Here is a 26,364-nt window from a genome sequence, read left to right on the forward strand (position 1 = left end):
AACATTCACGTCACTAGCAACATCGTTAACTTAATCTTGCCTTAATCTGCTCACGTATATATTTATGCGTTTTATTGGTGATATTACGGCGATGATAAATAAGCTTAATTTCATACGGTTGAAGTGGAAAAGGCGACTTCAATACTTTTAAACCGAGTTCTTTAGCTAAACCAAACATACTTTCAGCCACAATACAGATCGCATCAGTATGCCTTACACTCAACAATAGATTCGATGGACCACTCACTTCACGCACAATGTTACGCTCAAAAATCTCATCAGGACGCATTTCAAATGCACCCACGTTCTCATTTTTCAACTTAAGCATGACATGCTCAGCTTGATTAAATTGTTCTAAGCTTAATGAGTTACCCGTAATGGTTGGGTGATCACATCGACAAGCAAAGGCGATATCCAACTTGCCTAAGCTCTCAGTCACGAAGGTATAATCCGTCACCGTAATATCATCAATCAAGATATCGACTTCCCCTGAGCGAATTTTATCGAGCATTTGATATTCAACCGCAGGGCTTTCTGTCAGCAACGCATCGTCCATATCAGGCAGAGATTGCAATACAATTTCTGGCGCACTGATGATCAAACGACGTGGCGACTCCAATGCCACCACCAACTGTTCCATTATCGGACGTACTTGATAAGCTAATGAATGAGCCGCATCAGTTGGCTCAAGAGATCGTCCTACTTTTAAAAATAGCGACTGCCCATAACTCTCTTCAAACTTTTTAATCGCACTGCTCATTGAAGGCTGAGTAATATCCAAATGCTCCGCAGCTTTTGTCACGCTACCAAAGTCATATACCGCAAGAAAATGTTTGATAAAATTTAAATTCATTTCGCTTCCTACTCTATATCCCTAAAGAAATACCTAACTTAGGTTAATTAAATCGACGTCGAAACTCAGTCGGCGTCATCATTTTTAGCTCTTTAAATTGGCGGTTAAAGTTAGATATATTTTTAAATCCCGTTTTTTCTGCCACTAAGGCGATAGGAAAGTGAGTACTTGCTAACAGCTCACACGCTTTACCAATACGATATTGCTTTAGGTGATCAGAAAAACTCATTCCATAATGCTTCTCAAACATTCGATAGGCCGAGCTTTCACTCATATGAAGTCGCTTACATAAATCAGAGATCTTAATCGCATCACCATAATAGGTTTCTATATAACGCGTCGCTCGTTCAATTCGATGGTTTAATTCAGAATCATCGGAAAGCGGCTTAATTCTATAAGGTGTGGTTGATAGCTTTTTTGCTTTCGTATCATCAGAAAGACTGACTAATATCTCAATCACTTTTATCGCCTGTTGATGACGTTCTAAAGTACCTGCTTGTTTTAATAAACTTGATATTTGCTGCGCGGTATCAGCACTAAATGAAAGTCCATAGGCTGAATTATCTAATAACCGTTTTAGATTTCTGGCTTCAGGAATAAGCGCAATTAAGCGTTCGACCCAATGATGAGCAAACCAAATAATTAAAGTGTGATGTTTTGACTGCTCTAATTTTACGCTTCGCCCCGCCACCATATGAGGTAAACCCGGACCATATAAAAATAGAGAGTTATGATCTATATCGCCAATCGCATCTCCTGCAAAATAACTGCCTTGAAATGCCTCATCAGGATCAAGATACAACACCAATTCATATTCAGAATGATAATGCCACGAACACGCAAACTCATTGTCTTCTACACAACAATGAAACTCTCTGACTATCCAATCAAAACTCGGCACATTTTGTACGTGTTCTTTAAATGGTTTCATTCTTGGCCCTAACGGTTAATACCACTCTAAATAAATCACTCTCAGGCTAATCGTGTAAGCGTTATCTGTCAAAGGAAGATATCAAAATGACTGAATAGTATTAGAGGTAGCTCGAATAACATCAATCGTCCCCTCCATCATTAAGTAGACTACGCCTAAATAAAACGATTCAACCATATCCTATTTCGTACACTGGAGCTTCACTATGCCGCAAAACAAGAAGACATTTTTGTTTATTTTTACTGCCTTTATTACAGGGCTTTGTAGTGCATTTTTTTATCCGCTATCAAGTCTGTTTATTGTAGAGGAATTGGGCGCATCACCAATGATGCTTAGTTTATATATGACCCTTGCTGTCAGTAGCTCAGTGATCGTTTCTCAGTTTATTGCCAAACGCTCAGACACGCATTGGAACCGTAAAACCATTTTAATTGTCTCTTTAGCAAGTTACTTAATTTTGGTCGCCAGTTTTACCGTTATTCGTGATTATTGGTTAGCGATTACCATGGCAGTGGTCTTTGGTAGCGTCAGTGGTGCATCTTTTGGCCAACTGTTTGCCCTAGGCCGAGAATATGGTGACAGACACGTCGCCAACAGCACCAGCTTTTTAGCGAAGATGCGTGCAGGCCTTGCGATTGCTTGGGTATTTGGTCCACCTGCTGCATTCATGCTTAAAGCACAGTTTGGCTTTAATGCGGCGTTTGCGGTGTCTGCTATTACGGTCTCTATCGCGATACTCATCATCGCTAAATTCATCCCTGATAATGTCGTAACCAAAGAAGAGCGAAGCGCTACCGTTATTGAACATAAACCGTTAGGTCGTATGGTTGTTCTCTACTGTTTCATTATTGTGTGTGCTTTCTCTGCCAATAATTTATACATCACCAGTATGCCTCTGTATCTTTCACAAGAGTTGCAAGTGGATGTCAGTTGGTTAGGCCTAATGTTTGGTGTAGCGGCAGCTTGTGAGATCCCTGTGATGCTTGGTGCAGGCAAAATGGCTGAAAAACTAGGTACAACCAGAGTCATGACACTTGGTGTTTTATCTGGTGCCATGTTCTTTCTTGTTATGCTATCAACCACCAGCTTTACTGGAATGTTGATTGCTCAAGTTCTTAATGGTTTCTTCATTGGTGTGTGTGCCACACTTGGCATGGTCGCACTGCAAGACATGATGAAAGACAGATTAGGTACGGCCTCTACTCTGTTCTCAAACATGCTGAACATCAGCGTGTTGGTATCAAGCGTATTGGTTGGTGTTGTGGGTGAGTTATACAACTACTACAGCGCGCTGTATTTATGCTTTGTTGGTGCCGTTATCGCTGCTGTGTTGTTGATTGTGTTTGAGATATTAGAAAAGAAGCAGAAGGTAGTGATTGAAGGCCAATGCGCGGTGATAAACTCATAGCAACATTAGATTGCAGTGTCGGTTATGGTTACGAACTAACGATTATACCAATGCAACTAATTAGATGATCTATTTTTATTGCAATGAAATACGGCATTATTATGTTAATTTATTATCCTAATGATGCCGTATTTTCGCTTGTGATTATGCCGTATTTATTCCTATAGTAACAAGGTTGAGTTATACTTCGAACACGTTAAAAAGTTAGGAGGTTCAAATGACAGCCGTTGATCGTGTTTATCAAAAGATAAAGCGTTCCAGACGCTATGTTTTTGAGCGCAAAGACTTTGATGGTTTTGCTAGCTACGACCAAATTGGTCGAGTACTTAGGCAGTTGGTCAAGCAAGGTGAATTAATAAAGCTTGGTTATGGTTTGTACACTAAAGCAAGAATTAACAGCCTAACAGGCAACCCTATGCCCACTAACCCAGGGGGAAGCGACGCCCTTATGCGCGAGATATTAAAGATGAAAGGGGTCGATTTCGAGATGGACAACCTATCTTTACAAAGTCTATCAGGTAAAAGCACCCAAATCCCATCATCCATTCAATACTCATGGAATCCCAAGCAATTTAATCGCAAATTGGTTGTGGGTAACAGAATATTAAACTCGCCGAATTAATATGGAAAAGCTAAAACAACAATTCCTTGAGGTTTCCGATGCGCTTGAGCTCGGAAACCCAGCTATCATTGAAAAAGATTACTGGGTCGTTGCCTTGCTTGCCGAGCTAACAAAGGTCTCTCTAGGTCATCATCACATGGTCTTTTCTGGCGGCACAGCATTAGCGAAATCAAACGTAAAAATTCTAAGAATGTCGGAAGATGTGGATATAAAACTCATTCCAAACCAAGCATTTGACGAATTAAGTCGAACAAAAAAGAAAACGGCTCGAAAGGCATGTATTAACGAGATTGAACAGGCGGTTACTCAGTCAGAGCAATTTACAGTTGAAACGCGTAGTGTACGTGATGAATATCGCTATGCTGAGATCGAACTCAGATACCTGCAACAATTTAGCCAAGCGCCCTGCCTTCGCCCCATAATCAAGTTAGAATTAATCGAAACCATTCCATTACTCGCTGTGGAGTCACGTAGCATTCAATCACTGGTTGCAGAATTGTATAAACAATCGCACGAAGTGAATGCGTTTGATTGTGTGTCTATCCATGCCACATTGGTTGAAAAAGTCATTTCAATGTTACGTCGTACTATGTCAGTGAAGCGTAATACTGAACGCAAGGACGATACAACTCTTGTACGCCATATCTACGACGTTCACTGCATAACACAATCAGAAATTCCCGATAATGTTGTGCTTGCAGAACTATTTAAAATGGTGTTGAAAGAAGATATTGAACGTTTTGGCAACCAACATGCAGAGTTTGTCGCCAATCCAGAACAAGAGTTACAACTAGGTCTTAACGAGCTAGAGAAAAATCCAATTTTTCGCCAACGTTTTAAAGACTTTGTCACGCCAATGGTGTTTAACACCAAACCTCATGATTTTGATACTTGCTTTGCCTCATTTAAACGCATTGCCGAGTCATTAATCAGAAGCATTTAAAGAAGACTATAAAAAGAGCCCGTATTCTTAACTAACTGGCACTCAACCACCAGTTTTACAGGCATGCTAATTGCTCAAACATATTAAACATCAGTGTCTTGGTATCAAGCGTGATCGTGGGTGTGGTGGGTGAGTTATACAACTACTACAGCGCGCTGTATTTATGCTTTGTTGGTGCTGTTATAGCAGCTGTGTTGTTGATTGTGTTTGAGATACTAGAGAAGAAGCAGAAAGTGATAGGATTCACTTTCTCTAATACATCAAAACTGTAAGGGTATTTCTCTAACTATTTTTTGCTCAAAGACCAAGCAGTAATAACTGTTTTTGAATAAAGCGGTCTTTAATTTCTGTTAACGGGTAATCGTCTTTGGCAAATAAGTAGTTCAGGGCGATACCATCAATCTCAGCAATTATTGAGTGGCTATCAATTTGAGACTTTGCTGCTGGAATTTCGGCCAAAATCTCGATAAACGAACCCATCATTAATTGATACCGCTCTTCAAATAGGTCTTTCAGCAGCTCTCTTGTTGCAGGTTGACATAAAATTTGAAAATCAAACTGATAGTACAATTTATGCGTTGGAGAAGCCATTGAGGTAAAAATCGCTTCAAGGTAGTTCACTAACTTTTCTTTAGTACTTAATGTCTCCCCCATACCTAGACTCTCATCACCAACTTCATTGACAATCTCAGCCATGCGCATAAATACTTCTCTGAGTAACCCCTCTTTATTTTTAAAATGATGGAAAACCAAACCTTTGGATACCCCTGAATGCTCACAAATCGCAGCCACTGAGGTTTTTTCATACCCAATGGTTCCAAATAACTCGATTGCAGACTCAATGATTTGTTTTTTCTTATCCATCTTCTTACCCTTAGAAGTTTGTATTCCTCTCAAAACCAACCACTGACCAGTTGGTCAGTGGTTGTGTGGCGAAATATATCTGGGATATTACTAAAATGCAATCCCTCATAGTCCAAATAAAAATAGTAGGGTTTTCGGATTGATTTACATCTTGTTTGCTAAGTAACCTAAGTGACATTATCCACTATAGAAAAAATTTGACATCCGATGTGAAGCTCAATAATATCCCACCAACAAACTGACCGACCAGTCAGTCGACTAACGAAAGGGATACTTAACATCTTATCTAAAAGAAACCAAAAACAAGGTGAGAATCCCACGACGAAATAAAATAGGAATATAGAAAATGAAAACACCTTACGAAATTCAATATGAAACATTCGCAGTAGCAGGTGGCCTTTATGACGAACGACACGCTAAATTGTACGCAGAATTCGCCAATGACCTTATTATTGATGGCAGTTACTCCATTATCTACGAAGGAGTTGCACATGCATGTTATACCCGAATTACTATCGACGCAGCGCCAAATTTGAAGTGTTACGTAGTTGCCCCTTTAGCTGTACTTCCAGAGTATCAACGTCAAGGTTACGCCACTCGCCTGATGGAAAAGGCAGAGCAAGAATTAAAACCAGACGTGATATTTATCATGGGTGAATTCCATCATTATGGTAAACGCTACAACACACCACATAAAATCGGTTTACCTGTGGAGTCATTAGCACCACTAGAGAACTGGTTTGCACTAGCTTTAACCGAAGGTGCTCTTGATAATGTGGGAGAATCAACATCATCAATCGCTGGCCCTTATGCAGAACCACATATTTGGATGCACCCTAGCGAACAAGTCTGAGTTATTGCGGTATATCGTTCTTGTGTCCTACTTTAATCCCTTTAAGTTGGATATGACCCAAAAAATAAATTTTTTGAACGATAATTCGGTTATTAGCTACCGAACTAAGGCTATATGTTCATATCGCCAATAAGCTCTCCCCCCTCTCAACCAAACTAAAAATGCCAGTCAACTTAACTGACTGGCATTACATTACCCACAATAGGGGGGTTTATCACTAAATTTTACTTACTTGGCATTGGTAGAATCTCAAACATGCCATCAAACTTATCTAGTGAGCCAGCCAGTTGCTCTAGCAGCGATGCATCGCCTTTCACACCCGCTTGACCAGACTTGAATAATGCCTCTAGCGTTGTCTCACCAAGAACGACTTTTGTGAAATCTGCTTTGTTGATAATTAATTCAAAATCCACTTTTGGTAGCTTATCGACTTCAATGTTAGCCATATTCGCATTAGACACTTCACCATAGTAACGCTCTCCAAGATCTGGGTGGTAAACACCGAAGTTGAAGTCAAGACCTGCGGCTTCCGCTTTTGGTGCGTTCAAACTCACAGCAATAAAGTCTAAGAACATGCCTGTTGGAGTGTTCGCTATTACATCAGATGAAGCAAGCTTGATTGATTCTTGGATCTCACCAGTACGCAGTTCAACAGCGCCTTGCAAGTAGCTGTTGCGCCACGCCATCGTTTCAGACTGGTAACCTTGCTGTTCAAAGCTGTCTGCTAGTGCAAAACGGTAGTCAATGTTGTTCGGATTACATTGTACTAGGTCGTTAAACAGTTGAGATGATTCTTGATATTCACCAGCATTAAAGTGCGTCATACCCGCTTTATATAATACGTCTGCACCTGCTGCATTTACATATACACAAGATTGATCTTTAGTTTGCAATGGGTTGGTATTCACAGGGTTCATATCGTGGTAGCCAAGATACAGATTTACCACTGCACGAGCATTGTGGCTGTATTTTGGAGTTTGAACCTGAACATAGCCAGCGCACCTTTCGAATCTCTAGTCATAAAGACATTGATTTACTGATAGTGCCAACATTGGTCAAATATAAAGAACAGCACGCCCCGAATATAACCATCGCTGCCGATATCGAACATTTAAACGAACAAGATAGACAAGATGCTCTCCGTAACAGAAGTGTTGATGTTATCTTAGCGACCGTACCACTGACTGATCATGGTTATATTAATCACGTTTTATTTGAACAAGAGCTAGTGGTAACAGCAAGTAAAAAACATCCGAGAATAAAAGACATGCTAACGATGGAAAACTTCATGAATGAAAGCCATCTGGTATGGAAAACACAGCGATTAAATACCAATACACTTGATTCTTTGGTTATTGAAAATAACCTTCCAGCAAGAAAGGTGGCCTATAGAACGGGGTCTACCACTACGGCCTTAATGTTAGCCTCAGAAACAGACTGGCTATGTGTAACAAGTAAATGGCACGCCACAAAAGTTGCAGAAAGTTTTGGTTTGAATGTATTTCCAGTTCCTTTTGAAACCAATAAAGTCCCCGTTTATATGACGTGGCATCAAACCCAAAAAAACGATACTGGTCACCAGTGGCTGCGAGAGGCCATCATCAATTCAGTGCCTAAAAAGCAATAAACCGTTATTGTTATTCATCATGACCTCCTACAAAAAAAGGCGAAACTATCATCGTAGTCTCGCCTTTAAACTTAAGAGCTACTTATTTACCCTTCAAATACCCAGTTCTCCCAACTTTGCATTCTAAGTATGACTTTACGTACAAGGCTGAACATTTCCCACTTAGGTGAATACACTGCAACATGAGCATCAGTCCCCGAGGGGAGTGGCATTCCATCCATCAAAGATGGGTTATCAAGCTCAACTTTCACTAAAATTCTACCACCCTGACTAATGTTTTCAGGTGCTTGCATAACTCCAGATGGCGTAATCGCTCCTTGCGCGATGATATTATTTATCTGTACAACATGTGCTTTATACGCATGTCCAGGAATGGTATTAAAAGTAACTTCTGCAGGATAACCTTTCTTTATATATCGAGCAGGAGACTGCTTAAATGCGGCGAATAATTGTTTATCTTCTTTATGAACAAAGACAAGATTACCCTGAAAAGGAACGATTCTACTCTTCATCCCAGGTCTTAAAGCAACTTGCGTAACATAGCCATCAGTAGGGGCTATTACCCTTGTATGTTCTAAATTAAATTTCGCTAAATCAAGCTGTGTTAAGTATTTATTTTTATTTGCTTTTTGTTGTAATAATTGAGATTTGATATCATCAATATTTTCTTGAGAAGAGAACCCTTTCGTTCCTAATTTTTTATATCTAGCAAACTCGGCTTGGTAAAAATCAATCGCTGAATCTGTACGTTTGATATCACTTTTCACTCTATTCACTTTATCTTGAAAAGGGGTTCTATCTATTTGATATAAAGGATCCCCAGCTTTTAATTCTTGATTACCTTGAACAAATACTTTGGTTACTAAGCCTTCAACTTGCGAGGTAATTGACGTAGTCACACTATAGAGTCTCGCCATACGAGATACAGGTTGATACATCGCCATGTATAAAAATATCCAACCAACAAGGAACAGGCCAATGACAGAAGCCGTTGTAATCGTCCATTTATTTTTCGGAAGATTACAAACTTTAAAGATGATGATACATAAAGCGATGTAACTTAATATGATGATTGTTTCCATCTATTTACCCCTTAATATTCTTTTCTAATTCGTCAAGACGGGCAACTAAAGATGAATAATCTTCTGATGACACACTTTTTCTCTCTCCGAGCCACTCTTTTTTCTCACCGTTATACATCGTTGCCCAAATCCACAAAAACGGCCACAAAACATGAAGAAAAAACAAGCTAACCCAGCCTGCCACGTGAATGGCCTCTGCGTGAGGATGATCTCGCTTAAGAGCCATCTCGTAAGGGATATCATGCACAATAATTAAGCCGTAAATAAGTATTAATAGAACGGTAAAAAGTATTCCTAATGAAGCGTAGTCTAAGAATAGGTTCATATTATTCCTCTAGAATTATTTGTTAATTACCTTCATTGAGGTCTTTGATTAATACCAATTTAATTAGATACTTACTGAAATTGGTATTATTAATGTCGTGTTAAGATTTAAATAGTAACGACTACAGTTACTGGTAACTATTGATTAAACTTTAAATGTGGATTTAGTTCTGTTTAATTGAAGGGGTTATGAAAGAGAATTCACAATTAATCTAGATTTTACTCAGGCACAAAAAAACCGAGTTCATCTCTCACTCGGCTTTGGATTTTTAATATAATATTAAAACATCACTCTCTTATTTGCCTTTCACTTTACTCTTCAAGTTCTGCATAAAACTTTTAAAGTGAGGCATAAAATCAGCAAACAATTCATGTTTACGATTTGTCATCATAACCGGGCCTAGTAGACGTAACGCAACCCCAACTCTCGTTGCGACTTCTGGCTCTAAGCCACTCTTTTGCTTTAGCTTATCGACGATAGTAAATACATCTTCACGATCTTGAAATTCAAACGCCAATGTTTGAGCGGTTTCTTGCTCTGGTGTTATCTCTTCAATGGTCACTCGGTAACACTTATCTTTTCTGATTTTAGGGATCATAGTTCTACCTTCTAATAATCTAAATTGCATCATGATTAACAGCAAACCGATTTGAACTTCCTCTTGAAAGAACGCTCAATTAAGTTGATAATATCAACTATATATTTTTAGTTGATAAAGTCAACCACTTTTTGAAGGTGAGATTTTGATGTCAGAAAGAAAATCGTTAGATAGCTTGTTTACGTTAGTACATACACTAAAGCGTAATTTGCATGATCAAATTGAAGAGTTAAACCTTGGTATCACTCCTATGCACGTACGAGTTATCAAGATCATTAACCACAAACCGTACTGCACAGCCGTTGATATTGCTAACTATTTAAACCGTGATAAAGCTCAAGTCACGCGCCTTTTCAGCAGCTTATTAGCACAAGAACTCATCGTAAAAGAGCCAAACCCTGAAGATAAACGCAGCCAATGCCTTCGTATTGCAGAAAGCGGCAAAGAGATTATGAAAAAAATATCAGAGATTGATAAAACTATGTTTGAAAAGATGTCGATGGATCTTTCAGAAGCTGAAATCGCTGAATTTAAACGTATTGCAGAAAAAATGGCGAGCAACCTTAACGCTTAACGGCAAAACTGCGTTTAACGAATTAACTCTGGCTATAAATAAAATAACCCCGCTTATTTAAGTAGGGGTTATTTTAACATTCAAAAACCCAGTCTATAACCTATCTCGTACCACCGTATAATTTGGAAAAATTCGGTATATTTTTCTCCCACACAGGTAAATCCTCTCCAATAATTGATTTTAAAACATCGATAAATAACTTCGTTTTGATGGGCGCATCTCGGTGTGGGTACACAGCATAAAAAGTGCCAAAATCTTCAAGATTCAAATGCGTCATTATCGGGATAAGCTTTCCTTCAATAATTTCATTCTCAATCATTTGGGCAGTAACTACTGCAAGCGTATTACCTGCCACCGCACTTTTTACCACCATTTCAACATCATTTACTTTATACGCGACATTCAAATGAAACTGCTGCTCAACTTTGTTTTCATCAAGGTAAGTAAATTTATCAATAAATAAACCGGGAGCCGCATAAATCGTCGCTGGCAGTGATTCTAATTTTTCAATCGTCTCTATTTTCCCATGCTGTTGAATGAAATCAGGCGATGCGACAATTAACAAACGACTTCGGGCAATCTTACGAGAGATCAAACTGGAGTTCTTTGGCTTACCAATACGAAAGCCAATATCAAAGCCTTCTTGCACAATATCCACCACTCTGTCTTCTAATCTCAGCTCGCATTTCACATCTGGGTATTGCTTCTGAAAAACCGAGATCGCATCTTGAACATATTGTCGACCAAACATCATTGAACTCGTAATTCGTAATATCCCTCTTGGCTCTGAATGGTAGTTTTGCGCTAAACGCTGGGTATTGTTAAGCAAGTCACGTAACAGTTTTGCTTGGCTAACCATCTCATTACCTGCTGCTGTTAATGATAATGATCGCGTGGTGCGGTTAAGTAAGCGAACCCCTAATTCTTTTTCTAAACGACTTATCTGCTTTGAGATAACAGAGCGATCAAGGTTCTTTTGCTCGGCAACATTAGTAAAAGAGCCAAGTTCAGTGACTTCTAACAATAAAAGTAAGCGATTAGAAAAATCCATTTGAACCTCATGAGAATAAATAAAAACAGCATTGGTGCAATATTAGCATCAATCTTATGCCATTAACGGTATTTTTCTCACCTAATAGATTGCTTATAGTTATCTCACTGACGGAGAGGATACCCTCTTAGCGTAACTATATTTAACTAGCCGATAGGCGATTTAGAGGAAGTACATTATGAAAACATTATCAATCACGAATCAAAATGGTATCGCAACAGTTGCTATCAACAACCCACCAGTGAATGTATTAACCATTAATCTAATCAACGAAATTAATGAGTATGTGCTTTCTTTAAAAGATGACCGAGATACTAAAGTGGTGGTGTTTAAATCACTGCATGAAACCTTCTTTTTAGCGCACCTTGATCTAAACGTGATCAACGGCACGCAAGACGGTCAAGCAGCGTCAATTGAGTTCAACCACATGATCATGAACATCAAGGCGATGAAACAAGTGTCTGTTGCTTTGGTTGATGGCGTGGCTCGTGGGGGCGGTAATGAGTTTGTTATGGCGTGTGATCTTGCTTATGGCACCGAGAATGCAGCGTTTGCTCAACCAGAAGTGCACGTAAATATTCCTACTGGCGGACAAGGCGCAGTTCAATTCGCAAGAAGAATGGGCAAAAACAAAGCACTACAAGCTTTGTTATTGGGTAACGATTTTACAGCACAACAAGCTGAGAACTTAAATATCATCACTCAATTTGTACCTAAAGCGAAAATGGATAACTTTTTAGCGATGACTTTAGGTGTGATTAGCACATTAGAAGTGCGTGATATTGTGATGTACAAAGAGATCATTGCAGCATCAATTAAAGATGAAGACGCAGGTGCAGAGCTAGAGTTACGTTACTTTTTAGAGCGCGCTAAAGAGCAAAAAACAGCCGCTATTATCTCTGCATTTTTAAAAAACGGCGGACAAACAGAGCGCGAAGCAAAAGATATCCAAGGTATTTTTGTTGATACCGCGGCTGAACTGTCTAAATAAAATTAAATCACGCCATTATTAGCCGACACATAAAAAGGGCGATATTCGCCCTTTTTATTCTAAATAGCTTGCTCATTAACTTAGTGAGCTACATTAACTTTGTACGTCTGGTTTCATTGTCGCCTCTTCTTTCTCTTCAGCTTCTAACTCTTCTCCACGAGCGATTAATCTTTGAATCACTTTAGATAAACCTAAGGTCAATACCGCCATAAATGCCGCCACTTGCGCTAACATATAGAAATAGCTGGTATAGACCGTTTCCACCACTTCTGGCGTGAAAACGATGTCTTTAGGTAACGCGATTTTGGTTGCAATTACAGCGGCTAAAATACCACTTAATGAAATTGCTACCGCACGTAAACCAATCGAGAATGCCGCAAGATAACGAGGCACCATTTCAAAAATAAAGCCTGCACCTAAAGCCCCTACGATAAGCTCTGCACCTGATTGGAAGAAGTGAACAGATAAGATCCAGTTAGCCGAAATTTTACCATCTGGCCCCATTGAACCTGCTGATAATCCCAATAAAGCAAAGGCGATAGTACTTAGCATAAATGCGCCTGCAATTTTCGTTGGGATGGTTGGTGAATACCCTTTACGATCTAACCATGCGTACAGTTGGATCATTGGGCCGCCAAGCACAAAGCACCATAGCGGGTTAAATGCCATGTTCGATTCAGGGTGAATAGGAATAAAGCCAAGTAAGGTATCGCCCATTAAGTTAATTGCGTACATGTTCATTGACGTAAACATTTGGCCATAAAAGAAATAGAACACGATAAGAATACAGACGGTGATCAAAACAGCGACCATTTTGTATTGGAAAGCACGCGTTGCTTTTGTTATTTCATAAATGAAGTAGCCAATAGCGCCAAAACCTAGTTCATAAAGAATGTATTTACCCGTATCAAGGTTTGAGAAAATCCAAAATATTAAGCCAAGCATTGCTGCTGAACCGGCAAAGAATGATACCCAAGTTTTTACTGACAAGGGTGCTTTATCTAAATCATTACCGACACTTGCAAGCTCTTTACGGTACTTATAAAACAGAACCAAGGTGAGCGCCATTAGTATTGCTGATACAAAGAAAACACCTTGGTATGCTAAATAAGTAATTAAAAAAGGAAAAAGATATTTAGCAGAAAAAGAACCAAGATTATTAATTGAATAGTTAACCGTAAGGCCTTGTTGGAAAGCTTCACGGTTAGTTTCAGAATAGGAATTACCAAACAACACGGTTGGACACGTCGCAGACAAACCACGAGCAAAGCCAATTAATGCAATCGCTAAAATACTCATTGGTACATTAAGCTGACTTGCACCAATACCTAACAATAGAAATCCAACTAGATAGGTCGCATAACCAATATATACAGCACGGAACGCACCGATAAATTTATCTGCTAAAAAGCCACCTACCGCTGAAAATACAGGCCCTACGGCACCAAAAGCCCCCATCATCATAATGGTATCAGCTTCACTGTAATTAAGATCGTTAAGGAAAAATTTGGTTAAAAGGACAAAGGCACCATAGAAGGCGGCACCCCATAAAAATTGTCTAAGAATGAGAACTTTAGCTATCGTGGGAAATCGTGCGTTATGGTCTTGCATACTACTACTCCAGAATAATAACGACATTTACACTTACTATTTATAGGTGTATTTTTTTCTTTATATCATCTCGTTATTACTCGGTGTGATACACAAGTCCCAAACTGCCGAGTCAAGAAGTTCTCTTTTACAGAATGCGACATTAACCCTAATTTAACGTATTTTTAACTGATGTTAATGTTAATTACAGCTCAGTGTAGGTACCCCCAAAAAATACAATACAGAACAACAAATAGTTAAATGGATCATTAAGAAACCAGGAAATCACAGAACCTCAATCAATCGAAAACTTAAAGATAAAAATCAATTACTTACAAATAAAAACAAACCAAAACCCTCACTCACCACCATTAATACGAGGTGATTTACAGCACAGCAATAAGTTAAATAGCTCAAGCAGTGCATAAATAAAAGCGATTCTAATTCAAATATACAAAAAAAAATAATTCACACCATAAATATATCCTATGATAGCTTTGTTGATTTTATATATAAAACTCATGATTATTGTTCATAAGTTTATAAAATTAGCACTTAGCATATTAATGCTGAATAAGAATAATTTTATATTTAATGGAGTTCAAAATGAAAAAAACCTTATTATCGCTCTCAATATTATTAGCTACATCAACGTCTTTGTTTGCGGCTGAAAGATATGACCCAAATAAAAGTTATCCTACTAACCAACAAGTTGAATTCAATGGTAGCATCTATGAAACTCAATGGTGGGCAAACCCTGATGAATCACCAAGTGCTATGACACAAAATTCATGGGAATCACCTTGGATATTTGTCGCTAAATCCCAGCCAACAACACCTGAAATAACTTTGCCAACAGCTCCAATAACAGAGCCGACTCCATATATTGAAGAAACAAATAAAATCCAATACGTCCAAATTATGAATGAAATGGCAAAAAAAATGGTTCATCGAGTAAATGAGCTCAAAGAATTCGCAAAAAATCCAGATTTCTTCTTTTTTAAAGACGGTAAAAAATTCATAGAAATTAACGGCATTAATTATGAAATTGATGGACAGCATGGAACACCAATCATCCCACTACGTAATTGGGCTGATGATAGTGCAACGCGCAACTTATTCAGCTTCTTTGATCAAGATTGGGAGTTTTCTTGGTACGAAGGTGGCGCCGTTATCGTAAATAAACAATGGGGCAACTACAATTGGGGTAATGGCTGTGTACTCGAGTATTTACCGAATGGTCATCTTGAGAGTAATTTTATTCTAAATGAAGCATTAACTTGCTTTGATGGTTCAGAAACAAACGAACCTACCGATGCTACTTATATTGCTCCTTACAAATTTGGTGTAAATGCAGAATACGCCAATATGGTATCAATAGAACAGTTAGGTGATAAAGTCATCGTTGCTCATTCACCAATAGCTGAAAATAAACCTTACGATTCACCTATGGTTGGTATCTTTGACTCCAAAGCAAATACAACGACCAAAATTTTGGGTATTAACGAAGCTCAACCATACGAAAGCTTAGATGACCTTAGGGTTCACAAGTCGCAACTGTTTGTATCCGCGATTCAAGCTCATAACCGCATTGATGCATTTAATGGTGAAACCAATCAATATCAATACTCTTTGGCAGTTCAACATGACGGTAATGGTAGTATTGCAATCAATGACCAATATATTTTAGTCGCCGATGCAAACCAAATCACCATTTATCATAATGAAACAGCAAACCTAGGTGAAACAAAAACACTTCAACCTTTCGCTTACTTAGCATATACAAATGGACGTCCATCGACACTTGAATTTATTGGCCAGAAATTACTAGCTGGGGGGACACAAGGTTCAGCCGTTTACGATTTATCAGCCTTATCACAAGGTGTAACACTTCAACCAATAGTTCAAGACCTTGATGGATTTGAAGCTATGGATGCAAATAACGACTATATCTTTGTTAAAGAAAATAATGGCCAATACACCGAATCAACCACCCGATTTGCAATGTATGATATTCAACAATTTGTTGCTAACGGTTATCAATTCAAAGATGCAGAAAAAGCGGTTTACTTAATCGATCATTTTTGGGTAAATGGTAGTGATTTACTTGTACGTGATGACGAAATTGTATCCTTAAATAACTCGATTATAGAAAGTGTCAAGTTTAACAAGTTAGATACTCTTGAGTTTACTCCAAATGCATATGTACCTACTGCACAACTAGAGTTTGATGCATTACCAGAAGAAGCTAAGGTACAAAAAATTCTTCAAGACGGACTAAGCGAAGGCCTTTGGTCTCTATCGGCTAATACAGGCTCAATGGTAAATGTGCGTTTAATTGATCGCAACACAGTAGAAATTACTAACTTTACTGAAATCGACATGCACAATCTAAATCTAGATATTAAAGCACATAGTCAACATCGTTGGGGTCGCCTAGCAAATTTAAATAAATTACCAGCATACACGCGCATCACTCTGCCTATTTCAACTCTAAATATTGATAATAGCTTTAACACTACAGATGGTAGTGGGGTGTATAATTATACAGGGATGTTAAGTTCACTTGATGGCGTAGGTAATACTTATGGTCATTACGGTACACAGCACCTATTTGATTCACGTTTTTCAACCGATACAAAACACCCATTACTTGAAAAATTGAAAAAGATTTCAGTTACATGGGATATCGAATTTACCGATCGTTTACTAACTAATCCAACAGCAGAAGTGCCTTGGGATGCAAAAAGTGCGAAACGACATTTAGAGCTACTGTCTAATGTTGCCTATATTGTATCTAATGATTTATTTAAAAATAAACTAATGAATTATAAAGAAAATTATGGTCACGAAATGTATCTTTATGGTGCAACGTTTGAAACTGAAGAACAATATGCAAGCCTACTTGACATAACATCAAATTCAAATGCTTTTACTAATTACCGAAAAACATCAGGATTCCAAAATACATTTAGTTTTGGAAGCAATGCCGGAACTGTATTTGGATTATCAGATAAAGAATTAGATAAAGTTGAACGTGGTGATATATATGATTTTGCCCTATATCTCGGAGAACAAATAGGGAATAACTGGTATCCAGACTGTCCACCGGTGCCTTGTAATTGGACCGAAAAACATTTTGCTAAGTTATTCGTTGATGTGTACAACGAGCTAGCAAACGAACTACCTTACTAACAGTAAAAATATACTAATAAAGCCCCCATAATTAATAACATAACTATGGGGGCACTTTTAATAAGCTTAATCTAGTGAGCAACTCGACTCAATAATATTCAGCCAAAGAGCTCACTTAAAAATTAAACATTTGATTATTAAATACTTTCATTTCATTTTATATCAAAAATATTTATCCATTTATTGCGGGTTAAGGCCTAATTTTTCTAACACTAACTTAAAGTTGGCTTGACGTTCTTTAATATTATGAACATCGCCTGTAGAACAAGTCGTATCAGGGCAACCACGGTTTACAATACCAGAAACGTCATCAATAAATTGAGTACCTTTTAAGCCACTATCAACGTATTTTTTAATTTCATTATAGTAATTCCAATCCGCGTATTGCCCCCCGATATCTGAATAAGCTTGCACTGATGTTACCCAGTAAAATAAGCCTGCAATCCATTTAATTTCTTTATTCTCTTCAGAACTACAAATCAGTCCTGGATTCGAACATAGATCAAGATCTGCGTATAATGGATTTGTCGGTGGAGCTTCAACTGTTATGCCATCAATCGTTTTACCAATCGTCTCAGGGTCTACGTGTGAACGTCCTAAATAATGGTTCAACGTACCAAAGTTCTGACGTCCTGTTGTTTGAATAACACCACGCCCCCACCAACCACAGCCCTCTACACTTTCTTGGCTACTTCCATCCCATAGGAAAGAACCCGCTTTTTGACCAACGTAAATTTTACATTCGTCACGTTCCCATACTTGCTTCGAGGTATCTACTTTTTCTGGAACCGAATTACAGTGACCATTGTTTGTCCAGCGACCAACGCTACCATTAACAAGCAGGCCACGCTCTTCTAATACAGCATCTGGCGCTGCAAATACTGGAGCTGGCGCACCATACCATTTAGCATGCGTTAATGCGCTAACTTCCATTTTATTGTCACGAGGACAAGAATAAGCAAAGTCTAAACCGGAAACAGGATTAACGCCGTAATCTGCGTATTTTTGACCAAGCTGCCCACAACTCGCTGACATCGGGTAGTCTGTTGGTGCACCATATTTTACTTCAGACCAGTTGTTTTCATCACAAGCATTATAACGAATGGTTTCTTGCATGCTTTGAGCTAAAAAAGCAGCAATAGCAACTTTTGCATAAATGATGTTGGTGGCATCATCGACTTCGTCACTTAGTAGCCAGAATTTATTACCTGCAACACCAATATTGTGCATCGCATTTAGGCCATCAAGGAAATCAGGCCATTTATATACAGTTGATGGAACCCATTGAGATTGCGGTGTTTCATATAAGAACACTTCGTTATCCATCACATCGGTAGCATTGGTTAATTCGCTATTCAATGCTTCAATACGTGTTAATGAACCTTTTTCTAACTCTTCACCAACGTAGTATAGTGGCACTTTCGCATCTTGATAACGTTCAATTTTAGTTGTTAATTCAGCCGTATCTTTATCAAATAAAATAGCAAATACGTTACTGTACGCAGCTTTACGAATCTTTTGTTCTTTGGTGGTTTGGCCCATAAAATAGTCAGCAGCTTGAGTTGTTGACATATTAGCCAACATCGCGGGACTCTTCACGTAATCTGTAACTTGTTTCACATACTCAAGTGCGTTGTGCCATTGCTCACTTGACAATGCAGTGGCTGCACTTGATTTAGTGAAAGCTACAAAATCAGCTTTGGTTGCTGCTACTTTATAAAGTTCTAATTTATCAAGTACATCTACAGTATAATTAGATGCTGCATTCCACACAGATTGTCTTCCTGAATGTGTATCGTAAGCAAAATCACCAATACTTAAAGACCATCCAAAACTCGCTTCTGGCGCAAGCGTTGATACGATAAGGTTATGAGCTTGAGCCCACCCTTTCAGGTCATTGCTAAGTGCATTGACCTGAGTAATATCGATTTTACTGCCAGTAATATCTATCGCGTTTATTAGCGCCTCTTTAACTGCGATATTATCTATTAATACATTTTTATCTTGTATCGCTTTATCAAGCACATCACTGTTAATAATAATTGATGAAGAACTCGCTTGATCAATCACTTCAATAATAGATACAAACGTACTAGTTAGCTGATTTAAGTCGGTTAATTCTGTACTTTTGCTCGTCTCAACCGTTAACGTTGTAGGTGCTACTGATGATGGGCTAGCAACTACAAATGTATTTGGCCAGCCAGCAACTTCTAAACGAATAGGATCCATCGGGTTTGGTAACGAAAGAACCGGAGCGGTTCCTGGCTCTGAGCCATCACAATTTAAGTGAAGAGCCCATGAAGAATCACTACCGGGAACGGTTTGAGTCCAATAAACCGCAGAATAGGCGATGTTCTTATGAACCATAATATCACCACCGCCAGCATGATCACCTCGTGTCCAATCGGGATAAATATTAAAACTCTCACATAATCCACCTATAGCCAAAGGAGCAACTCTAGATGTCTGATTTTCATCAGAAGCATACACATAACCACTAAGCATCACGCTTAATATCGCTACTGTTATTTTATTTATTTTTATCATTATTTAATTACTTCCATGCTTACGCATTCCAACAGACTAATAATCTGATCCTCATTGATGATTAACACTTCACTCAGTGTAATTACCTTAAGATCATTGTTAATCTATGTAACATGGACAACTTCATACGACAATATTCAATTGATTTAATTAATAAAATATAAATGTCATGTCTAAAAAAAGTCGGTAATAAAAGAAATGATACTTTATAAATGAGAAGTAACTCTAAAATAGAAACTCGTTTTCCTGCATTCAATCACTACTCAATTAAAACCATTAAACACAAATAAGTATTCATAATATGTTAATGCTATGATCATAGGTCAGATGTACGTTACTCTTTAACAAGAGATGAATTAAATTGCCTCACTCATAACCTATGATTTATTAATAATGGTGAAAATAATAAATGCGTTACTGTCTCATTGCTTTTTATTTTAGCTGTTATAGCTTATCTCTGAATGCGACCCTATGGGAGTCAATGCAACTCCCGACGACTCAAGCGATTGAATCAATTGGGAGCTATGCGAATGGTTGTTTAGAAGGTGCGAAGGCGTTGCCTTTAACCGGAAAAGGCTATCAAGTGGTTCGTAGTGAACGTAAGCGTTATTTTGCTCATTCAGACACCATCAGTTTTATTCAAGATCTTGCTCTTAAATCAGAAATGAAACTCAATAAACAGCTTTTAATTGCTGACATGTCCTTACCACAAGGAGGGCGATTTTCTCATGGACATTCTAGCCACCAAACAGGACTTGATGTCGATATTTGGTTACGCTTATTAAATAAACCACTAACAGAAAAAGAGCTGAAACAGCCCTACTCGATTAGCCTTGTCGATAAACCGACATCAAGCATTCGCGATAAACAATGGCAACCAGAACACTTTGAATTAATTAAAATGGCAGCAAAAGATGAAAGAGTAGCTCGTATATTCGTTAACTCTGCAATCAAAGAAAAACTGTGCGAAGAAGAAAATAGGAATACAGAATGGTTACGCAAGGTGCGTCCTTGGTGGGGACACAGTGCTCATATGCATGTACGCCTTAAATGCCCACCAGAAGATAAAAACTGTATTAGCCAAGCCGAGCCACCAGAAGGGGATGGTTGTGGATATGAAGCTCAAAGCTGGCGAGTCAATCCAACCCCACAGAAAAAAAGAGCACCTGCACCCGTTATGCCAAAACAATGTACTGAAATGCTAAATACTCTTTAATTAATTTGTAACGATGAACTAATACTACTGACGATTCAATTGATGCTCGCTCGATTTACTCGACAGGCATCAATTCAATAAAATTCTGAGCCAACGATTGGCGAAAAAAATCAGGCATCGAATCCATAGAAAATACAGCTGCATCTTCTAAAATCACAGTAGAACCACTGAGTGTCCAGTAAGAGCTTCCTTTGCTTGTATTCACTTTAACTTTAAAATACTTTGGAGTGGTTGTGACCATTTTTCTGTTCCTTTAATGACATACCCAATCATGCTACCACTTTCATTTTATGAAACCAGATTTTTACCTTATGAATTACAAGGTTTTTTTATGTTTGTAATTACCGCGTAAACACAGATATTCAAACCTGTTAGGTTATTATTATTGAATTACACTCACCTTCCCCCTTCATACATCAATGCCTCTACGAACTTTCGTACAGATTAAAGATACGGTATCTACATTTTGCCTCCTACATTGCTTCTGTTTTTAATTAGTTATAGACGCTAATATAGGCAACTCTATTGTTAAAAAGGCAACAATAAGATTATGGATCAATTACGTGCTTTAAAATATTTCACCGCGACAGTAGAGGCTGGTAACTTTTCTGCTGCCGCTAAAAAGTTTGATGTTCCCGCCTCTTCTATCTCACGTCGAATCGCCGATCTTGAAGCCTCACTCGGTGCTCAACTATTAAAACGAACGACTCGAACCGTCTCTCTCACTGAAGTGGGCTTGCAATACTACAATCAAATTACGACACTAATTCAACAGTTAGAACAATGCGATAAAGCAGTAAAAGATTACCAAACCACACCAACAGGCACACTTAAAATAAGTTCTATGGTTGGTTTTGGTGAGCGTATTCTTGCTCCAATATTGGATGAATTTACACTCCTCTACCCAGATATTGTTTTAGATGTAGAGTTAAACGATCAACTCTCTAAACTAGATAGAGACGATGTTGATATTGCTATTCGTGGGGGCTTTGCACCTGATGAACGTGTGGTTGCGATTCATCTTATGGATAATCAATTTATTCCTGCAGCTTCTCCTGCTTATCTTAAGCAGTATGGACAACCTAAAAGCACAAAAGATCTACCTAATCATAAGGGCTTATTTTTCAAAACACCTCACGGTCCCACGCCTTGGTTAAGTGAAATAAACGGTGAGTGGCAAGACGTCTCGGCCCCTAGTTTACTCACAACAAATAATGGTCAGTGGTTGGCAGATAAAGCAGTAAAAGGCGATGGGATTATCATGATGCCTCGTTGGGTATTACAGCCTTATTTTGAGTGTAATGAACTTATTGAACTTCACTTTGATGAACCATTAAACATCACGCAAAACCAAACACTCGGAGTATATATGTTGTATCAAAAACTGGCGTATTCAACACCAAAAGTAAAAGCTGCGGTTGATTTTATTGTGGCGAGAATTAAAGGATAAAAAGAGAGATTTCACTTCCTATATTTTATCTTTATACGATAATTTATAGCATAAGCCAACAGGGTTAAGACCTCTCTTCATGGAAATGTCTTAGCCCTTTTAGTTTAATTACTAAATTGTAAATATTACTTTTCATCTTCTCCCAAACCAAACATTGATATAGCTCAAAAAAACACCTACTGATTAGGCGTAGATTAAAATGCACATTACATTTTTGAGGGAATGAAAATGACTATATCAAAAGTATTTCAAAGAGACCTTCTTGGTTTGATCTTGGTTGCTTTAACGGCTTTAGTTGCACTTTATGTTCTATTAAATATGCTTGCTCTATTTGCTTACTTAAATCAAGAAACACAGATTGCATCAACCTTCTTAGAGCAGTCTTTTTATCTTATCGTCTTTGTTATACCACCTTACTTTATCGAGAAGTATATCAAGCACCTGAATGTGCTAATACCGTAAACAGCATTGATATATGCAAAGAAAAATTAAAGGCTTGATTAGGGTGATAAAGAATGGATTGTGAAGGATATAACGTTTATTTTTTCATTTGCATTATATTTATCTCTATTATTTCTAATTACCTTTAAGCACCAATTAGAAAAATAGAGACAATATAACTCAATTAGTGCGTTGTGCGGTTTGAACCATTACGCACTAAGTCTTGGCCGGTTTGAAATACTTCTTCCGTTACCCAGCGAGATAAAAGCAATTGGTGCTTATCATCTAATACAGCAACAAAACGACGACCGTCTTTATTGTTAGTTGCCATTGCAATGCCAGCAACGTTAGTTAAACCAAAGCCGCCATTCTCAGCAGCAACAATAAATGTTTCTAGATCTTCTAGGTTCGTGATCATCTCTAATTCTTGGTTCATATTGCTATTCTCTTGTAGACTCAATCGATAATCACAGGATGGTACGATTTTTATCTTACCAAGGCAATATTGCTACCGTACAAAACGATTCTTTCTATCTCTATCACCTCAATTGTGATTCATTCTAAGTTAATTCTCTGAGCCCCACAGCCTTCTTCATGCAAAATGTCATCTGGGTTCAATAACTGACATTTTTCCATGCTCAAACAACCGCAACCTATACAGCCCGTTAAGTTATCTTTAAGCAATTGTATTTGATGTAATTTAGCGTCGAGATCTTTTTGCCATTTACTCGCTACCTTTTCCCAATCACGTTTAGTGGCCGTCTTTTTCATTGGTAAGTCTTCAAGCTCTTTAGCTATGTCTTCCAGTGTAAAACCAATAAGTTGCGCAACTTGAATAAGCGCAATTCGACGGAGCATTGAAGGGTGATAACGACGTTGATTACCAGAAGTTCGAATAGACGCTATTAATCTTTTTGTTTCATAAAACCGTAAGGCAGAATGCGCAACTCCACTACGTTCAGAAAGCATTCCTATTGTTAGTAACGTTTTTTCGTCCAGCATTTCTTTTCCCTAAAGTGAACATTAAAAAGAATCTTAACGTCACATTCTAAAAAAACAAAACTGCTCATCATAAAGATGGGCAGTTAATTTAATTAATATCCCTTTTTACGACTCCGAGATTCTGATTGGACGTTTCCTATCATTTTTCCAAAAGCTTTACTTTTTCGCTTTTTTTTCTGCAAGAGTCGCACCATTGAAAGCTTGTTCTCGCATGAGTTTTTGATAACTAGCAAAGCGACGCTCATCCAACAAGTCAGTTGTTAATGCTTTTTGAATAGCGCAACCCGGCTCTGTATTATGCGAACAGTCACCAAAACGACACTGTAAAGCGAGTTCTCTTATCTCACTAAACGTTTCACTCACCCCTTGCTCGCAATCACTTAACTGCAATTCTCGCATCCCTGGAGTATCCATCAACAAACCGCCCAGAGGCATTAGCTTAAGTGTTCGATGAGTCGTTGTATGACGGCCTTTACTGTCATCTTCACGAACACCACCTGTTTTCAATGCTTCAAAACCCAATAAACCATTTACTAAAGTTAACTTACCTACACCTGAAGAACCTAAAAAAGCCACCGTATTCCCATTTTTACAATAGCTATGCAGAGCAATCAAGTCATCTGTATCTAATGCATTAACAGTATACACACTCATCATTCGATTCAGCTTTTGAACTTGGTCATACTTATCATCAACATCGTCACATAAATCAGCTTTTGTTAGCACAATAACAGGCTCAACTTCTGCTTCTTTTGCGATAGCAAGATAGCGTTCAATACGGCTTAAATTAAAGTCATTATTTAAAGAACAAACAATCATTACACTGTCTACATTTGAGGCTATCAATTGTATTGTCACTTTTCAAGATAGCGATGCTGCGCATCGAGCGAGGCCGCGTTAAATTATGTATTCAACATATGATCCCTGCATCCTTTCTTATCTCGAATTACTCACCTCTTGCCACGCAACTACAGACGCCGACGTCATGCCCAAAAAGAATTTATCCCTCGTGCCACTAAGCTGCTTTTTGAAAAAGACAACGCTTGGGAAAAAACGCTATGGAAACACGCTCATACCTTCAGTCTGTGGCAAATAACTTGTATAGAAAGAATGCTTGCGTGTGGTACCAATGCGATAGGGGCAAAACACTACGGTTGTGAAAAATCAAACTGTCACTGCACGAAAGTAATATGCCAGAGTTGCAAGACGAAGGCGTGCAGCTCTTGTGGTACAAAATCTACAGAGCAATGGATAGCCACGCAGCTGGAAGTGATGCCAGATTGCGAGCATCAGCACATCACGTTCACCATGCCTAGTGAACTTTGGCCAATATTCGACGCAAACCCTGAACTCTTAAATGACTTATTTTATCTTGCTGCGAATACCTTGTTAAATTGGGCAAAAAAAATGGGCCTTGACGTCGGTATATTTGGTGCTTTACACACCTATGGCAGAGGCCTCAATTGGCATCCTCATATTCATTTATCCGTCACACGAGGTGGTTTAGATGAAAATGATAACTGGCAAGCCTATCTATTTCAAAAAGAAGCATGTGGAGTATCACTAGCGTCGAAGTTTAATTGATTTACTCAGACGAAAGTACGATGAGCTAAATTTATCAACAGGGAGCACTGAGCACATCCAGGATTACCGTCAATGGAATTTTTTCTTAGAGCGCCAATATCAAAGATATTGGAACATCCATTTTGCAAAGAAGACTAAGCTATTAAAGCAAACCGTGAATTATTTAGGTCGCTACCTAAAGCGCCCGCCGATATCTGCCTCAAGGCTGCATCATTATAGCGGAGGAACAGTGGTGTTTAAGTATTTAGACCATAGAGATGGTGAGCACAAGACAATGACTCTAACGCAAGAAGAGCTGATATTAACGGCAAAAGAGCTAATATGTCGGCTCATAGAGCAGATCCCAGATAAACATTTTAAGATGATCAGGTATTACGGTTTTTTATCGAATAAACGTAGAGGCGAAGCCCTACCGAAAGTGTATGATGCGTTAGAGATGGAAAGCAAGGACGCGCCAGCGTTACCTTGCTATGCAAGCATGTTGAAGCAACATGCTAATGTCGACCCGTACGCATGTTTGTTGTGCAATGACGGTCTAGAATTCGTTAGTTTTAGAGCAGGTGAATCACGCGAAGAATTGATAAGAAAGACGGTATTATACCAATTCCGTTAATTTT

23 protein-coding genes and 4 pseudogenes are annotated in these 26,364 nt (G+C 38.4%); 13 read left to right on the forward strand and 14 right to left on the reverse strand.

Translation table 11 applies throughout. The annotated features are described in order from the left end of the window. Positions 1–25: 25 nt before the first annotated feature. Positions 26–853 (reverse strand): LysR family transcriptional regulator, encoded by an 828-nt coding sequence (locus BTO22_RS16850; RefSeq protein ID WP_105056461.1) that lies wholly within the window; start codon positions 851–853, stop codon positions 26–28. Between the two features lie 43 nt (positions 854–896). Next, positions 897–1,784 carry a helix-turn-helix transcriptional regulator gene (locus BTO22_RS16855; protein ID WP_105056462.1) on the reverse strand — a complete coding sequence of 296 codons (888 nt, stop codon included), beginning with the start codon at positions 1,782–1,784 and terminating at the stop codon, positions 897–899. Positions 1,785–1,989: 205 nt separating this feature from the next. Here BTO22_RS16855 and BTO22_RS16860 point away from each other — a divergent pair, with 205 nt between their 5' ends. The 4 genes and pseudogenes from BTO22_RS16860 to BTO22_RS20300 form a co-directional block, all read left to right on the forward strand. Then, positions 1,990–3,192: a sugar efflux transporter gene (locus BTO22_RS16860; RefSeq protein ID WP_105056463.1), complete on the forward strand. Its 1,203-nt coding sequence runs from the start codon at positions 1,990–1,992 to the stop codon at positions 3,190–3,192. A 217-nt stretch (positions 3,193–3,409) separates the two neighbouring features. Further along, positions 3,410–3,814 carry a DUF6088 family protein gene (locus BTO22_RS16865; protein ID WP_105056464.1) on the forward strand — a complete coding sequence of 135 codons (405 nt, stop codon included), beginning with the start codon at positions 3,410–3,412 and terminating at the stop codon, positions 3,812–3,814. Between the two features lies 1 nt (position 3,815). Further along, positions 3,816–4,757: a nucleotidyl transferase AbiEii/AbiGii toxin family protein gene (locus tag BTO22_RS16870; protein WP_105056465.1), complete on the forward strand. Its 942-nt coding sequence runs from the start codon at positions 3,816–3,818 to the stop codon at positions 4,755–4,757. A gap of 74 nt (positions 4,758–4,831) precedes the next feature. After that, positions 4,832–5,029 (forward strand): annotated as a pseudogene (locus BTO22_RS20300) (hypothetical protein); the annotation flags it as partial. Positions 5,030–5,054: 25 nt separating this feature from the next. Here the strand turns inward: BTO22_RS20300 and BTO22_RS16880 are convergent. After that, a complete protein-coding gene (locus BTO22_RS16880) occupies positions 5,055–5,621 on the reverse strand; it encodes a TetR/AcrR family transcriptional regulator (protein ID WP_105056466.1) in 567 nt (188 codons plus the stop codon). Positions 5,622–5,967: 346 nt separating this feature from the next. Here BTO22_RS16880 and BTO22_RS16885 point away from each other — a divergent pair, with 346 nt between their 5' ends. After that, on the forward strand, positions 5,968–6,474 hold the full coding sequence (locus BTO22_RS16885; RefSeq protein WP_105056467.1) for a GNAT family N-acetyltransferase: 507 nt from the start codon (positions 5,968–5,970) through the stop codon (positions 6,472–6,474). 224 nt (positions 6,475–6,698) lie between these two features. On the opposite strand, the pseudogene BTO22_RS16890 reads toward BTO22_RS16885, so the two are convergent. Next, positions 6,699–7,442: pseudogene (locus tag BTO22_RS16890) on the reverse strand (alkyl sulfatase dimerization domain-containing protein); the annotation flags it as partial. Here BTO22_RS16890 and BTO22_RS16895 point away from each other — a divergent pair. Further along, positions 7,367–8,101 (forward strand): LysR substrate-binding domain-containing protein, encoded by a 735-nt coding sequence (locus BTO22_RS16895; RefSeq protein ID WP_258132661.1) that lies wholly within the window; start codon positions 7,367–7,369, stop codon positions 8,099–8,101. The pseudogene BTO22_RS16890 and the gene BTO22_RS16895 overlap by 76 nt on opposite strands. A gap of 86 nt (positions 8,102–8,187) precedes the next feature. Here BTO22_RS16895 and BTO22_RS16900 read toward each other — a convergent pair whose 3' ends face one another. The 3 genes from BTO22_RS16900 to BTO22_RS16910 form a co-directional block, all read right to left on the reverse strand. After that, complete coding sequence (locus tag BTO22_RS16900) at positions 8,188–9,183, reverse strand: HlyD family secretion protein (RefSeq protein WP_105056468.1); 996 nt, start codon at positions 9,181–9,183, stop codon at positions 8,188–8,190. A gap of 4 nt (positions 9,184–9,187) precedes the next feature. Beyond that, positions 9,188–9,508, reverse strand: coding sequence for a DUF3302 domain-containing protein (locus tag BTO22_RS16905; protein WP_105056469.1), 321 nt, complete (start codon positions 9,506–9,508; stop codon positions 9,188–9,190). A gap of 295 nt (positions 9,509–9,803) precedes the next feature. Then, positions 9,804–10,106 carry a DUF3861 domain-containing protein gene (locus tag BTO22_RS16910; RefSeq protein ID WP_105056470.1) on the reverse strand — a complete coding sequence of 101 codons (303 nt, stop codon included), beginning with the start codon at positions 10,104–10,106 and terminating at the stop codon, positions 9,804–9,806. A 148-nt stretch (positions 10,107–10,254) separates the two neighbouring features. Between BTO22_RS16910 and BTO22_RS16915 the strand changes: the two genes are divergently transcribed. Further along, positions 10,255–10,680, forward strand: a complete 426-nt coding sequence (locus BTO22_RS16915) for a MarR family winged helix-turn-helix transcriptional regulator (protein WP_105056471.1) — start codon at positions 10,255–10,257, stop codon at positions 10,678–10,680. Between the two features lie 100 nt (positions 10,681–10,780). On the opposite strand, the gene BTO22_RS16920 is transcribed toward BTO22_RS16915, so the two are convergent. Next, positions 10,781–11,731, reverse strand: coding sequence for a LysR family transcriptional regulator (locus tag BTO22_RS16920; protein WP_105056472.1), 951 nt, complete (start codon positions 11,729–11,731; stop codon positions 10,781–10,783). Positions 11,732–11,909: 178 nt separating this feature from the next. On the opposite strand from BTO22_RS16920, the gene BTO22_RS16925 reads away from it, so the two are divergent. After that, on the forward strand, positions 11,910–12,722 hold the full coding sequence (locus BTO22_RS16925) for an enoyl-CoA hydratase/isomerase family protein (RefSeq protein ID WP_105056473.1): 813 nt from the start codon (positions 11,910–11,912) through the stop codon (positions 12,720–12,722). A gap of 93 nt (positions 12,723–12,815) precedes the next feature. Here the strand turns inward: BTO22_RS16925 and BTO22_RS16930 are convergent, their stop codons facing one another. After that, positions 12,816–14,333, reverse strand: a complete 1,518-nt coding sequence (locus BTO22_RS16930; RefSeq protein WP_105056474.1) for a peptide MFS transporter — start codon at positions 14,331–14,333, stop codon at positions 12,816–12,818. A gap of 585 nt (positions 14,334–14,918) precedes the next feature. Between BTO22_RS16930 and BTO22_RS16935 the strand changes: the two genes are divergently transcribed. Beyond that, a complete protein-coding gene (locus tag BTO22_RS16935) occupies positions 14,919–17,507 on the forward strand; it encodes a hypothetical protein (RefSeq protein WP_105056475.1) in 2,589 nt (862 codons plus the stop codon). Positions 17,508–17,687: 180 nt separating this feature from the next. On the opposite strand, the gene BTO22_RS16940 is transcribed toward BTO22_RS16935, so the two are convergent. After that, positions 17,688–20,054 (reverse strand): cellulose-binding domain-containing protein, encoded by a 2,367-nt coding sequence (locus BTO22_RS16940; RefSeq protein ID WP_105056476.1) that lies wholly within the window; start codon positions 20,052–20,054, stop codon positions 17,688–17,690. 481 nt (positions 20,055–20,535) lie between these two features. Here BTO22_RS16940 and mepA point away from each other — a divergent pair, with 481 nt between their 5' ends. Next, entirely contained in the window at positions 20,536–21,270 is a 735-nt protein-coding gene (gene mepA, locus BTO22_RS16945; protein WP_258132662.1) for a penicillin-insensitive murein endopeptidase, read from the forward strand. Positions 21,271–21,325: 55 nt separating this feature from the next. On the opposite strand, the gene BTO22_RS16950 is transcribed toward mepA, so the two are convergent. Then, the gene (locus tag BTO22_RS16950) at positions 21,326–21,511 is read right to left on the reverse strand and encodes a hypothetical protein (protein WP_105056478.1); all 186 of its coding nucleotides are present in this window, start codon (positions 21,509–21,511) and stop codon (positions 21,326–21,328) included. A gap of 309 nt (positions 21,512–21,820) precedes the next feature. Between BTO22_RS16950 and BTO22_RS16955 the strand changes: the two genes are divergently transcribed. Together BTO22_RS16955 and BTO22_RS16960 are read left to right on the forward strand one after the other, a co-directional pair. Next, a complete protein-coding gene (locus BTO22_RS16955) occupies positions 21,821–22,720 on the forward strand; it encodes a LysR family transcriptional regulator (protein ID WP_105056479.1) in 900 nt (299 codons plus the stop codon). Between the two features lie 228 nt (positions 22,721–22,948). Further along, positions 22,949–23,182, forward strand: a complete 234-nt coding sequence (locus tag BTO22_RS16960) for a D-fructose-6-phosphate amidotransferase (protein WP_105056480.1) — start codon at positions 22,949–22,951, stop codon at positions 23,180–23,182. Positions 23,183–23,345: 163 nt separating this feature from the next. On the opposite strand, the gene BTO22_RS16965 is transcribed toward BTO22_RS16960, so the two are convergent. From BTO22_RS16965 to rsgA, 3 genes and pseudogenes are all read right to left on the reverse strand, one after another. After that, positions 23,346–23,597 (reverse strand): hypothetical protein, encoded by a 252-nt coding sequence (locus tag BTO22_RS16965; RefSeq protein ID WP_105056481.1) that lies wholly within the window; start codon positions 23,595–23,597, stop codon positions 23,346–23,348. A gap of 119 nt (positions 23,598–23,716) precedes the next feature. Further along, a complete protein-coding gene (soxR, locus tag BTO22_RS16970) occupies positions 23,717–24,163 on the reverse strand; it encodes a redox-sensitive transcriptional activator SoxR (protein ID WP_105056482.1) in 447 nt (148 codons plus the stop codon). Between the two features lie 92 nt (positions 24,164–24,255). Then, positions 24,256–25,024, reverse strand: a pseudogene (gene rsgA, locus BTO22_RS16975) (ribosome small subunit-dependent GTPase A); the annotation flags it as partial. Between the two features lie 96 nt (positions 25,025–25,120). Between rsgA and BTO22_RS16980 the strand changes: the two are divergent. Continuing rightward, positions 25,121–26,360 (forward strand): annotated as a pseudogene (locus BTO22_RS16980) (IS91 family transposase). Positions 26,361–26,364: the final 4 nt, after the last annotated feature.

The sequence above is a fragment of the Aliivibrio sifiae genome, from assembly GCF_002954705.1.
Taxonomy (GTDB): Bacteria; Pseudomonadota; Gammaproteobacteria; order Enterobacterales; family Vibrionaceae; genus Aliivibrio; species Aliivibrio sifiae_A.

What these genes read in the sequence shown, in the direction of transcription:
- BTO22_RS16850 (WP_105056461.1), bottom strand. Translation starts at nt 853, where the DNA reads ATGAATTTAAATTTTATCAAACATTTTCTTGCGGTATATGACTTTGGT.
- BTO22_RS16855 (WP_105056462.1), bottom strand. Translation starts at nt 1,784, where the DNA reads ATGAAACCATTTAAAGAACACGTACAAAATGTGCCGAGTTTTGATTGG.
- BTO22_RS16860 (WP_105056463.1), top strand. Translation starts at nt 1,990, where the DNA reads ATGCCGCAAAACAAGAAGACATTTTTGTTTATTTTTACTGCCTTTATT.
- BTO22_RS16865 (WP_105056464.1), top strand. Translation starts at nt 3,410, where the DNA reads ATGACAGCCGTTGATCGTGTTTATCAAAAGATAAAGCGTTCCAGACGC.
- BTO22_RS16870 (WP_105056465.1), top strand. Translation starts at nt 3,816, where the DNA reads ATGGAAAAGCTAAAACAACAATTCCTTGAGGTTTCCGATGCGCTTGAG.
- BTO22_RS16880 (WP_105056466.1), bottom strand. Translation starts at nt 5,621, where the DNA reads ATGGATAAGAAAAAACAAATCATTGAGTCTGCAATCGAGTTATTTGGA.
- BTO22_RS16885 (WP_105056467.1), top strand. Translation starts at nt 5,968, where the DNA reads ATGAAAACACCTTACGAAATTCAATATGAAACATTCGCAGTAGCAGGT.
- BTO22_RS16895 (WP_258132661.1), top strand. Translation starts at nt 7,367, where the DNA reads ATGGGTTGGTATTCACAGGGTTCATATCGTGGTAGCCAAGATACAGAT.
- BTO22_RS16900 (WP_105056468.1), bottom strand. Translation starts at nt 9,183, where the DNA reads ATGGAAACAATCATCATATTAAGTTACATCGCTTTATGTATCATCATC.
- BTO22_RS16905 (WP_105056469.1), bottom strand. Translation starts at nt 9,508, where the DNA reads ATGAACCTATTCTTAGACTACGCTTCATTAGGAATACTTTTTACCGTT.
- BTO22_RS16910 (WP_105056470.1), bottom strand. Translation starts at nt 10,106, where the DNA reads ATGATCCCTAAAATCAGAAAAGATAAGTGTTACCGAGTGACCATTGAA.
- BTO22_RS16915 (WP_105056471.1), top strand. Translation starts at nt 10,255, where the DNA reads ATGTCAGAAAGAAAATCGTTAGATAGCTTGTTTACGTTAGTACATACA.
- BTO22_RS16920 (WP_105056472.1), bottom strand. Translation starts at nt 11,731, where the DNA reads ATGGATTTTTCTAATCGCTTACTTTTATTGTTAGAAGTCACTGAACTT.
- BTO22_RS16925 (WP_105056473.1), top strand. Translation starts at nt 11,910, where the DNA reads ATGAAAACATTATCAATCACGAATCAAAATGGTATCGCAACAGTTGCT.
- BTO22_RS16930 (WP_105056474.1), bottom strand. Translation starts at nt 14,333, where the DNA reads ATGCAAGACCATAACGCACGATTTCCCACGATAGCTAAAGTTCTCATT.
- BTO22_RS16935 (WP_105056475.1), top strand. Translation starts at nt 14,919, where the DNA reads ATGAAAAAAACCTTATTATCGCTCTCAATATTATTAGCTACATCAACG.
- BTO22_RS16940 (WP_105056476.1), bottom strand. Translation starts at nt 20,054, where the DNA reads ATGATAAAAATAAATAAAATAACAGTAGCGATATTAAGCGTGATGCTT.
- mepA (WP_258132662.1), top strand. Translation starts at nt 20,536, where the DNA reads ATGCAACTCCCGACGACTCAAGCGATTGAATCAATTGGGAGCTATGCG.
- BTO22_RS16950 (WP_105056478.1), bottom strand. Translation starts at nt 21,511, where the DNA reads ATGGTCACAACCACTCCAAAGTATTTTAAAGTTAAAGTGAATACAAGC.
- BTO22_RS16955 (WP_105056479.1), top strand. Translation starts at nt 21,821, where the DNA reads ATGGATCAATTACGTGCTTTAAAATATTTCACCGCGACAGTAGAGGCT.
- BTO22_RS16960 (WP_105056480.1), top strand. Translation starts at nt 22,949, where the DNA reads ATGACTATATCAAAAGTATTTCAAAGAGACCTTCTTGGTTTGATCTTG.
- BTO22_RS16965 (WP_105056481.1), bottom strand. Translation starts at nt 23,597, where the DNA reads ATGAACCAAGAATTAGAGATGATCACGAACCTAGAAGATCTAGAAACA.
- soxR (WP_105056482.1), bottom strand. Translation starts at nt 24,163, where the DNA reads ATGCTGGACGAAAAAACGTTACTAACAATAGGAATGCTTTCTGAACGT.